Source organism: Pseudomonas sp. Pseusp3 (assembly GCF_047304225.1).
GTDB classification, from domain to species: Bacteria; Pseudomonadota; Gammaproteobacteria; order Pseudomonadales; family Pseudomonadaceae; genus Aquipseudomonas; species Aquipseudomonas fluorescens_CD.
The window spans coordinates 1-9,136 of the sequence record NZ_JBGLYV010000160.1 but is presented as its reverse complement, the minus strand read 5'-3'; the positions used below and the strand labels follow the sequence as shown (position 1 = coordinate 9,136).

Genomic DNA, 9,136 nt, shown 5'->3' with positions numbered 1-9,136 from the left:
CCCCCAAGCCTGCGCGCCAAAAGCCTGCCCCGAAGACCCTGGCCACGGCCGTCGCCCCGAAGGAAAAGGCCAACCTGCACCCGCGCAATCGCCATCAGGGTCGCTACGACTTTCCGGCGCTGATCAAAAGCTCCCCGGAACTGCAGAAATTCGTGATCATCAATCCGTACGGCAAGGAAAGCATCGACTTCGCCAGCCCGGAAGCCGTGCGGGTGTTCAACCGGGCGTTGCTCAAGTCGTTCTATGGCATCGCTCACTGGGACATTCCGGCCGACTACCTGTGCCCTCCGGTGCCAGGCCGTGCCGATTACGTGCACTTCCTCGCCGACCTGCTGGCCAGTGGCAATGACGGCGTGATCCCCCGTGGCGCGGCCGTGAAGGTGCTGGATATCGGCATGGGCGCCAACTGCGTGTATCCGCTGATCGGTTACAGCGACTATCGCTGGCAGTTCCTTGGTTCCGATATCGATGCGACCGCCATCGCCGCGGCGAAGGCGATCATTCAATCCAATGGCCTGAACAAAGCGATCCAGGTACGCCAGCAGAGCAACCCCAAGCAGATCCTCACAGGCCTGCTGGAAAGCGCAGAGCGGTTCGACCTGACCATGTGCAATCCACCATTCCACGCCTCGCAGGACGAGGCCACACGGGGTAGCACGCGAAAATGGCGAGCCTTGGGCAAGGCCGATCCGAAACGCAAGCTGCCAGTGCTGAACTTCGGCGGGCAGGCGGCGGAATTGTGGTGTGAGGGCGGGGAAGTGCGTTTCGTCACGCAACTGGTCAGCGAAAGCGTGCAGGTGGCGCAACAAGTGCTGTGGTTCAGCACGCTGGTGTCGAAGGCGTCGAACCTGCCGGCGATCCAGGCGGCTCTGAGCAAGGCCGGCGCGCTGGACAGTCAGGTGGTGGAAATGGGTCAGGGACAGAAACAGAGCCGCTTCGTCGCCTGGACCTTCCAGACCAAAGCGCAGCAACAAGCCTGGCGTCAGGCACGATGGTCGAAGTCTACAGCCGAGTAAAAAGTCAAAAGTACAAAAAAGCCGTGTCAGGGTGACTCCTGTACACGGCTTTTTAACAAGCCTTAGCGGTTAACCGTGAAGCTCAGATCTGTAATCACAAACTGCCTGGACTTTGCGAGCAACTTCGACAACAGAAAAGTTCAGACATCTCCGTTTCATCGCTTTGTTGCTCGAACAATTTCTTTGAACGCACAGGTACGCGCTTCCTTGCTATCGCAGTAATACTGACCAAGCCATTCTTCCCATGGCCCATTGGTATCAATACTTACGATAGTTCCTTCTCGCTTGTATCTCATATCCAACTCACCTCCATGTTGCAACTTGTAACCACAACGCAGAATTTCACCGGCAACAGTGCCGCCTTCGGCCGCTATGCGAGGAGCGAATATCGCCAACTCGAACTCACCTGCCGGTCCACGCCCGGTTTGCGAAACACCGTACCATTCCCCGTCGCCACTTGCTGTCGGGGCTTTATAGGCACCGGCCGCCAACTCCTTGATGTCAGAAGGGCTTGGGCAGTACTCGGTAACATTGGCCAAGGCCTGGCCGGACACCAGAAACGATACGCACATCAACAACTGTTTAACTTTCATAATAACGTCCCTGTGACGAACAACTGAAGTTTGGTTTTGGCTTTTTTACGCAAAGCCCAGCGCTACGCCTTATTGATACTACCGACCCAAGGCGCACACTCAACTATCAGTTCTGTAGGAACGTTCGTTATATACAGAGAGAAAAGTATTATTCAGCGCAAACGGCTATCCCTGTCAGGCGCACGAGTAACAACTACTTCCCAACAAAGGGATTATTCCAAAAATTCACCTTGCGTAAACCGTTACAACGCGCACAAAAAAACCGTGCCCGGATCGCTCCGGTGCACGGTTTTTTTTAACAAGTCTTACTTGTTGACAGCGTCGGTCAGGCCTTTGGCCACAACCAGCTTGATCACTTTCTTGGCAGCGATTTCGATGGCAGCGCCAGTCGAAGGGTTACGGCCAGTACGGGCAGGGCGCTCAGTCACTTTCAGCTTGCCGATACCTGGCAGAGTGATTTCGCCGCCGTTTTCCAGCTGATCGGCAACGATTTGGCCCAGTTGGTCCAGAGCGTTACGCGCGGTGGTTTTCGGCGCGTCGATAGCTTCAGCGATGTCGGCGATCAGTTGGTCTTTAGTAAGAGCCATTTAGTGTTCCTTCCCTATCAAATTCATATGGATTGCAGAGTGCAATGTCAGCCATCGAGCCCGATCTTCTGGATCTGGCACCCTCGGCCAAATAACCTCGGGATCGGGGTTATAGATACCGAAATCAGGGTTTGGTTCGACCTGACAAATGCTGACTGCACGCTTAACGCAGTGACTTCGCGCAAGACCGGGCAAAGCTAGCACACAGCCGTGGAAATATCCGCCTCTAGCTACCCATTTGGTCAGCTTTATTGCGCTAAAACGGGAAAAAAACGCATAAGCGCCGTCGGTCGCCTGCCAATTGCCCTTCGCACCGCGCCAAAACCAGCGGTTGCGGTACACTGAGCGCTTTTTCGGGGAGCACGCCCTCCTCTCTTCATTCAGCCGAGAAGCCCATGCCGATCCGTCATTGCATCGTCCACCTGATCGACAAAAAACCCGACGGCACACCTGCAGTTCTCCACGCCCGTGACTCTGAACTGGCCGAGTCCGCGGCCATCGAGAACATGCTCGCCGACCTCAACGAAAGCTATAACGCCAAACAGGGTAAAGCCTGGGGCCTGTTCCATCCTGAATCCGGCGCGTTCCCGTTCAGCGGCTGGCTGAAGGAGTACCTCGATGGCGGCCAGGACTTCACTGCGTTCAGCCGCGTGGCGGTTGAGCATCTGCAAAAACTGATGGAAGAATCGAACCTGTCGGTCGGCGGCCATGTGCTGTTCGCACATTATCAGCAAGGCATGACCGACTACCTGGCCATCGCCCTGCTGCACCACAGCGAAGGTGTGGCCGTGACCGATGAACTGGACGTGACCCCGTCCCGTCACCTGGACCTGGGCCAATTGCACCTGGCGGCGCGGATCAACGTTTCCGAGTGGCAGAACAATAAACAGTCCAAGCAGTACATTTCGTTTATCAAAGGCAAGAACGGCAAAAAGGTTTCGGAGTATTTCCGCGACTTCATTGGCTGTCAGGAAGGCGTCGACGGCCCCGGTGAAACCCGCACCCTGCTCAAGGCCTTCAGTGATTTCGTCGAAAGCGAAGACCTGCCGGAAGACGACGCCCGCGAGAAGACCAAGACCCTGGTGGATTACGCCAGCAGCCAGGCCAAGCTCGGTGAGCCGATGGGCCTGGAAGAACTGTCGGGGCTGATCGACGAAGAACGCCCGAAGGCCTTCTACGATCACATCCGCAACAAGGATTACGGCCTCTCGCCGGAAATCCCGGCCGATAAACGCACCCTGAACCAGTTTCGCCGATTCACCGGCCGCGCCGAAGGCCTGTCGATCAGTTTCGAAGCACACCTGCTGGGCTCGAAGATCGAGTACGACGAAGAAGCCGGTACGTTGATCATCAAGGGCCTGCCCACTTCGCTCACCGATCAGCTGAAGCGTCGCAACTGATGCTCGGCGGCGTACTGAAGAAATTCCTGCTGATCCTGCTGGTGGTCGTGGCTTGCCAGAACTGGGGCAAGATCGAGCGGGCGCTCAACCCTTCGCAAGTCGTGCCTGCACAGACGCAGACCCAGGCCAACGTTGTGCTCTACGCCACCGAATGGTGTGGTTACTGCAAGCTGACCCGGCGCTTTCTCGATCAGAAAGGAATTCCGTACAAGGAGTTCGATATCGAGAAGGATGCCGTCGCGCGCGGAGACTATCAGGCGCTGGGCGGCGGCGGCATTCCAATTATCGATGTGAACGGAACCCTGATTCGCGGGTACGACCCGGATGCGATCCTGGCCGCCTTGAAGTAGCTCTGTAGGAGCGAGCTTGCTCGCGATGAATCCGAAAACACCTCGAAGAACCTGGCTCTCCGCGTCTTCGTTGACGACCATCGCGAGCAAGCTCGCTCCTACAAGAGATCATCTGACAGCTTCGATGCGGAAGCCCAAGCGCGGGAAGTGCACATGCACCACGCCGCCACGCTCGTCCTCGCGTCGTACAATCAGCTCTTCGCGACCGGCAAATAATAACTCCCCAGCTACCGGATCAACGCCGTAGTCCGTGGCCGCAATCACTACCTGTTGCCCCGCCGTGAACCCGTTGGGATCGACGAACTGCTCATCCGGCAATGCCGCTGGCGTGGACGCGCGCGCCACTGCCAGAGCCTCCTCGGAACTCATCTCGCTGGATGCACCATGACCGAAGCCCAGTACCCGCGCATGCCACGCGGCAACTGCCGGGTAAGCATCCACCAGCGGCGCAGTGACCGGCGTGGCCTTGAGAAACCAGAGGCTATGAGCCAGGGCAAAGTCGGCAATCGACGGCTCACCGAAAAGGAAATCTCCCTCTTCGCGCTGCAACTGCAACTCCAGCCGCGACATGATCGTTGGCCACTGGTGCTTTGCCTGCTCGGCGGCCAGCCTGATCGCACTACCACCACTGAACAACCTGGCACGGTCGGCAATAAACGCCTTGATCGCTTCCGGCGACAACTTGCCAAAGCGCACCGCTATCGATTCCGGCTGGAACACCAGGCTGACCGCATGCTGGAACACCACTGAGTCGGCCCAGGCTGCAAACGTCGCGGTGATCATTTCCTGACCTTCCGGGAAAAACGCCGGCAAGGTTTTTTCCTGCTCCAGTCGTCGGGCAATCAATGCCGTATCGCAATAAATATCCGCACCAACCTGCAGCACCGGGGTCTTGCGGTAGCCACCGGTCAACGCCGTGAGATCCGGCTTGGGCATCACTGGCGAGATATTTACCGAACGCCATGACAAGCCCTTGAAGCCCAGCAGCAGGCGGGCCTTCTCGGCAAAGGGGGACGTCGGGTAATGATGCAGAATCAACTCGGACATGCTCGGCTCCGCCGCAAGGATCAGGAATCCGCAGCTTAGCGCGCAATCACCTGGCAGCCTACAGGTCCGCCTGATGGGAACTGATCAGTCAGAGTGATAAGTCAGAGGCGGCGCTCACTGCGCTCGCCACCAGGCATTCCTTGGCGCTCTTTTTGAGCTTTTTGATCAGCCGTTCCTGACGCAACGCATCGCTTTTGTCGCGACAGCGTTCGGTGTAGACCAGGGCCATGGCCGGGCTGGAAAGAAAGAATCGCGCACCCTTGCCGCTTTGATGCTTGGCGAAGCGACGCACGGGATCATCGCTGATCCCGCAATAGAGCGAACCGTTGGCCGCGCGAACGAGGTAGACGAACCAGGTTTTGTTCGCGGGGGTGTCGGCGTCGACACTGCTTTCGCTGAGGGTGGTCACGTAACGATCAGGGCTTGAAGGAAAACAGGCCGCGATCTTATCAGCGACTGGCCTGGAATGCCTTCAGGCCTTTCAATGCCTGCGTGCGGACAGCGTTTCTCACCAGCGGCGTCCAGCCCAACAGCAGGCCTTTGAAACCCAACGCCTGACGTGACCAGATCCATAGATCGAAACTGTCGTGGTGCTCACAGATCTTGCCGTCACGGAAGACAAAACGCGCCTGGATATCGTTGACCACGGTGTTGCCGGTCTGGCTGAACAGATAGGTCGCGACCCAATGGGCACTACCGGTGCGCTCGTCGGCGCGAACATGATCGAAGGTCAGGGAAAAGTCCTTGGCCCGAGTGGTCAGCATGCGCCACATGTCACCGGCATCGCGACCGCGAAGCTCGCCGAACGCCGGGTCACTGAACACCACATCATCGGTGTAGCAGGCCGCCATGGCTTCGGCATCCAGGCGCTGGAAAGCCTGGTAGAAACGGGTGATCAAGGCGCTATGGGCTTCACTCATTTGCGGGCTCCCCTGGATTTGCATAATGGTGTCGAAAGTTTGCCTGCACGATAGTCTGCAAACGCATCGAACACTATCGGCATTCATGACGAAAATGACGCGATGACTATTCTCGTCATTTCAGTACGACATTCCGTTGTCCCGGGCGTAGGAAAAAAGATCGACGTCCGTGGAAATCCCCAAACGGTACATGGCCATGTTCTTTTGTTTACTGATGGTCGACACGCTTCGTTTGAAGTGAATGGCGATTTCGCTGACGGTCATGCCCCTGGCAAGCATTCGAACCACTTCGTGCTCCTTGGCTGACAGTGGCGATTCGTGCAACTGATGGCCGGCGTTGGTCAACAGCGCGCGCAGGGACTCGCTGAGGTAGCGATGCCCTTCCTGCACAGCATTGATTGCCAGAGGCAGATCAGTCGCCGATGCGGTTTTGGCCACGACGGCCATCACCCCTTGAGCCAGCGCAGCCCTCGCCGTCGCCACGCTGGTAAACATTGTCACCAGAATGATCGGCAAGGCCGGGTAATGGCGTTGAATCGTACTCAACATTTTCAAGCCATCGGCCTGCCGCCCTCCCGGCATGGAGAAGTCAGTGATCAGCAGGTCGCAGGACGTGCTTGAAAGCAGACTCATCAGGCTGTCGGTACCGTCGGCCTCGCCGACGATCACGCATCGTCGACTGGCGTTGATGAGTATGCGCAGCCCGACACGAACGACGGAATGGTCGTCAGCAATAACGACTCGCATTGTGGGATACCTCCTGCTTGTGGCGCAAAGGCGCGGAAAATAGCGCCGTTCATACCCCTTCCACAACGCCCCGAAAAAGCCTCTGACGTCGCATCCTCAATGTATTCAATGGGCTAACTCTTTGCCCATCCAACAAATAGATGATCCCTACATTGCAGCGCGATAAAGACTACGCAAGAGGACTACAACCAAAGAACTCCCTCCGTTAGAAAACGCTATGTAGTCCGCAACACTCTTTCATACACACCCCTCTCTCTTTTCGTATTTATTGCATTCCTCCCGCCTTATCTGCTCGCTAAGTTGTGGCCTGCCAAACAGTCCGTCGTCCCCGTACAGAACTGCGCTCACTCAGTGCCTGGCTATCGAATGCATGAACATGACACCAGTGCCCCCCTGCGTACTGCACTCCTGCTCACGGAAGCCTTGCGTTGTCTGCATTGCGAGCCATGCCAACGGTCTTTTATCCGGGAATTTTCATGAGAGACATCAATACATCATTTTTCAAGCAGGTGCGCCGCCTGACCCATACGGGTATCGGTGCGTGTGCGCTGTTATGGGCCGCACAGGTCCCCGCCGACGGCATGGTGCCCGACACGTCCGTGGTCATCGTCAATGAAGCCAGCGGGGAAACTGCTGTATCCGTGACCAACACTGACGCCAGCCTGGCGCTGCTACACGTCACCATTGAAGACATTCCCGAAGACACCGAGCCATTGGTGTTCGTGACACCACCCTTGGCACGTGTTGAAGCCTCCAGGACACAGCTGGTGCGCTTCATCCTGCAATCAGAAAAGCCCCTGCTCACCCAGCGTTTGAAGCGGGTGATTTTTGAAGGAGTCCCCCAAGGAAAATCTGCTCCCGAGGCCGGGCATGCCCGTGTGGGTGTGACGGTGCGCCAGAACCTGCCGGTCATCCTTCACCCCGCAGGCCTGGCGCCGAACCGCACACCATGGACCGACCTGAAATGGTCGCTGCAGGATGGTCAACTAAGCGTACGCAACGAAACACCTTATGTCGTACGCCTGGCTCAGGAGGTACAACTGCTGCCTTCCGGGAGCAGTGCCACGCTACCAAGGACCTACGTGCTGCCCGGTGACCACATCAGCGTTCCGGTCCCCACAAAGGCTGCCACCCAGGTTCGAATTCATCCCGCGACCGTCTATGGCTTTGCCGTGCCTCCCTATGACGCACTGCTCACCCCCCGGAACCGACACCTCCAATAGCGCCGCGCAGGGAAAAACAGGAGGCGACATTTCATCGTGACGGCCTGATTTGCCGTCGCTGCAAACGCAACGCAAACCGTCGTGGATCAAGCCGGCGCCGCGCCATAACCCAAGTGAAGCTCATGAACACCGTATTGAAATACCGTGATGGCGTAGCCATGCCTGCGATTCGGCCGGCCAGCATGCCCCCGCACCTGTCGCGAGTCCGGACCGGCATGGTGTTGCTGCTGAGCAACGTGCTGATCGGGCTCGAAGCCAATGCCGAAGACCTCAATGCTGCTTCGCTGCAGTCTTCGTTCGACCAGAAAATGCTCAGTCAACGCGGTATCGACCCGATTCTCGCAACCCTGCTGCTGGCCGCTCCGAGCTTCACCGCTGGCCGACATCCGATCACCCTCACGGTCAATGGCCTGCGTCGTGGCCGGGTGGACGTCACGTTCAACCAGGAGGGCAGCTTGTGCTTTGACCGTGTCCTGCTCGATGCGGCAAACCTGAGCGTGCCCCCGACTCCGGCCAACGACAAAGGCTGTTTCGACTTACTCGCCACCTGGCCGCAAACCGGAATCGAACAGGACCCGGCCAACCTCGGCCTGTCATTGATAGTACCCACCCAGGCGATACGTCCTGCGGTCCGGGATATCTCTGGCTACCAGACCGGTGGTGTCGCCGGGTTATTCAACTACGACATCAACAGCCTTCACAGCCAATACGGCAGTCAATCGAACCGCTACCTCTCAGCCAATACCGAAGTCGGCTTCAATGCCGGCGACTGGATTGTGCGCAGTCGTCAGGTGCAGACCTGGCAGAACGATGTGTCCAGCACCACTCACCTGGCGGCTTACGCCCAGCGCACCTTTGCCAGCCAGGAGACGGTGCTTCAAGCGGGTCAGATCAATCTCTACAACCCGGTACTGGCCGGCGCGCAGATCACCGGCGTTCAGGTCATGACCGAACAGGCGCTCCAGGTCGAAGGCCAAAGCAATCCCATCGAAGGGATCGCTCATGGCCAGGCTCAGGTCGAAATTCGCCAGAACGGTTCGCTGATCCACTCGACAGTGGTGCCGGCAGGACCGTTTTCCCTTGGCAACGTACGCCGGCTCGACAGTCGCTCCGATGTTGAAGTCACCGTAAAGGAGGCGGATGGCAGCGAGCAACGCTTCACGGTCCCCGCCGCCCTGCTCGGCGTTGGCCTGCCGGCTCCCGGCTTTTCGTTGGCCGCCGGCCAGGTACGCAGTCTCGGCGCGGCACAGAGC

Annotated in this window: 11 protein-coding genes; 5 read left to right on the top strand and 6 right to left on the bottom strand. The window is 57.9% G+C overall.

Features of this window, described 5'->3' with window-relative positions; translation table 11 throughout:
- On the top strand, nt 1-1,016 hold a 1,016-nt coding region (rlmF, locus tag ACCD00_RS29235; protein WP_413428699.1), incomplete at its 5' end, for a 23S rRNA (adenine(1618)-N(6))-methyltransferase RlmF.
- Between the two features lie 155 nt (nt 1,017-1,171).
- On the opposite strand, the gene ACCD00_RS29230 is transcribed toward rlmF, so the two are convergent.
- Nucleotides 1,172-1,609 (bottom strand): DUF3757 domain-containing protein, encoded by a 438-nt coding sequence (locus tag ACCD00_RS29230; RefSeq protein WP_413428698.1) that lies wholly within the window; start codon nt 1,607-1,609, stop codon nt 1,172-1,174.
- A 305-nt stretch (nt 1,610-1,914) separates the two neighbouring features.
- Nucleotides 1,915-2,196, bottom strand: coding sequence for an HU family DNA-binding protein (locus ACCD00_RS29225; protein WP_007905514.1), 282 nt, complete (start codon nt 2,194-2,196; stop codon nt 1,915-1,917).
- A gap of 395 nt (nt 2,197-2,591) precedes the next feature.
- On the opposite strand from ACCD00_RS29225, the gene yejK reads away from it, so the two are divergent.
- Both yejK and ACCD00_RS29215 read left to right on the top strand, forming a co-directional pair.
- Nucleotides 2,592-3,596 carry a nucleoid-associated protein YejK gene (gene yejK, locus ACCD00_RS29220; protein ID WP_057396732.1) on the top strand — a complete coding sequence of 335 codons (1,005 nt, stop codon included), beginning with the start codon at nt 2,592-2,594 and terminating at the stop codon, nt 3,594-3,596.
- Entirely contained in the window at nt 3,596-3,946 is a 351-nt protein-coding gene (locus tag ACCD00_RS29215; RefSeq protein ID WP_413428697.1) for a glutaredoxin family protein, read from the top strand. The genes yejK and ACCD00_RS29215 overlap by 1 nt, the downstream gene beginning before the upstream one ends.
- 108 nt (nt 3,947-4,054) lie before the next feature.
- On the opposite strand, the gene ACCD00_RS29210 is transcribed toward ACCD00_RS29215, so the two are convergent.
- From ACCD00_RS29210 to ACCD00_RS29195, 4 genes are all read right to left on the bottom strand, one after another.
- Nucleotides 4,055-4,993, bottom strand: a complete 939-nt coding sequence (locus ACCD00_RS29210) for a glutathione S-transferase family protein (RefSeq protein ID WP_413428696.1) — start codon at nt 4,991-4,993, stop codon at nt 4,055-4,057.
- Between the two features lie 88 nt (nt 4,994-5,081).
- Complete coding sequence (locus ACCD00_RS29205) at nt 5,082-5,402, bottom strand: GIY-YIG nuclease family protein (protein WP_413428695.1); 321 nt, start codon at nt 5,400-5,402, stop codon at nt 5,082-5,084.
- Between the two features lie 40 nt (nt 5,403-5,442).
- A complete protein-coding gene (locus tag ACCD00_RS29200; RefSeq protein WP_413428694.1) occupies nt 5,443-5,913 on the bottom strand; it encodes a nuclear transport factor 2 family protein in 471 nt (156 codons plus the stop codon).
- 120 nt (nt 5,914-6,033) lie between these two features.
- Nucleotides 6,034-6,660 carry a response regulator gene (locus ACCD00_RS29195; RefSeq protein WP_413428693.1) on the bottom strand — a complete coding sequence of 209 codons (627 nt, stop codon included), beginning with the start codon at nt 6,658-6,660 and terminating at the stop codon, nt 6,034-6,036.
- A gap of 476 nt (nt 6,661-7,136) precedes the next feature.
- Here ACCD00_RS29195 and ACCD00_RS29190 point away from each other — a divergent pair, with 476 nt between their 5' ends.
- Nucleotides 7,137-7,883, top strand: a complete 747-nt coding sequence (locus ACCD00_RS29190) for a fimbria/pilus chaperone family protein (protein ID WP_413428692.1) — start codon at nt 7,137-7,139, stop codon at nt 7,881-7,883.
- A 122-nt stretch (nt 7,884-8,005) separates the two neighbouring features.
- Nucleotides 8,006-9,136: fimbria/pilus outer membrane usher protein (locus ACCD00_RS29185; RefSeq protein ID WP_413428691.1), on the top strand; the 1,131-nt coding region annotated here is incomplete at its 3' end.

Coding starts and splice junctions, on each gene's coding strand:
- ACCD00_RS29230 (WP_413428698.1), bottom strand. CDS start 1,609: ATGAAAGTTAAACAGTTGTTGATGTGCGTATCGTTTCTGGTGTCCGGC.
- ACCD00_RS29225 (WP_007905514.1), bottom strand. CDS start 2,196: ATGGCTCTTACTAAAGACCAACTGATCGCCGACATCGCTGAAGCTATC.
- yejK (WP_057396732.1), top strand. CDS start 2,592: ATGCCGATCCGTCATTGCATCGTCCACCTGATCGACAAAAAACCCGAC.
- ACCD00_RS29215 (WP_413428697.1), top strand. CDS start 3,596: ATGCTCGGCGGCGTACTGAAGAAATTCCTGCTGATCCTGCTGGTGGTC.
- ACCD00_RS29210 (WP_413428696.1), bottom strand. CDS start 4,993: ATGTCCGAGTTGATTCTGCATCATTACCCGACGTCCCCCTTTGCCGAG.
- ACCD00_RS29200 (WP_413428694.1), bottom strand. CDS start 5,913: ATGAGTGAAGCCCATAGCGCCTTGATCACCCGTTTCTACCAGGCTTTC.
- ACCD00_RS29195 (WP_413428693.1), bottom strand. CDS start 6,660: ATGCGAGTCGTTATTGCTGACGACCATTCCGTCGTTCGTGTCGGGCTG.
- ACCD00_RS29190 (WP_413428692.1), top strand. CDS start 7,137: ATGAGAGACATCAATACATCATTTTTCAAGCAGGTGCGCCGCCTGACC.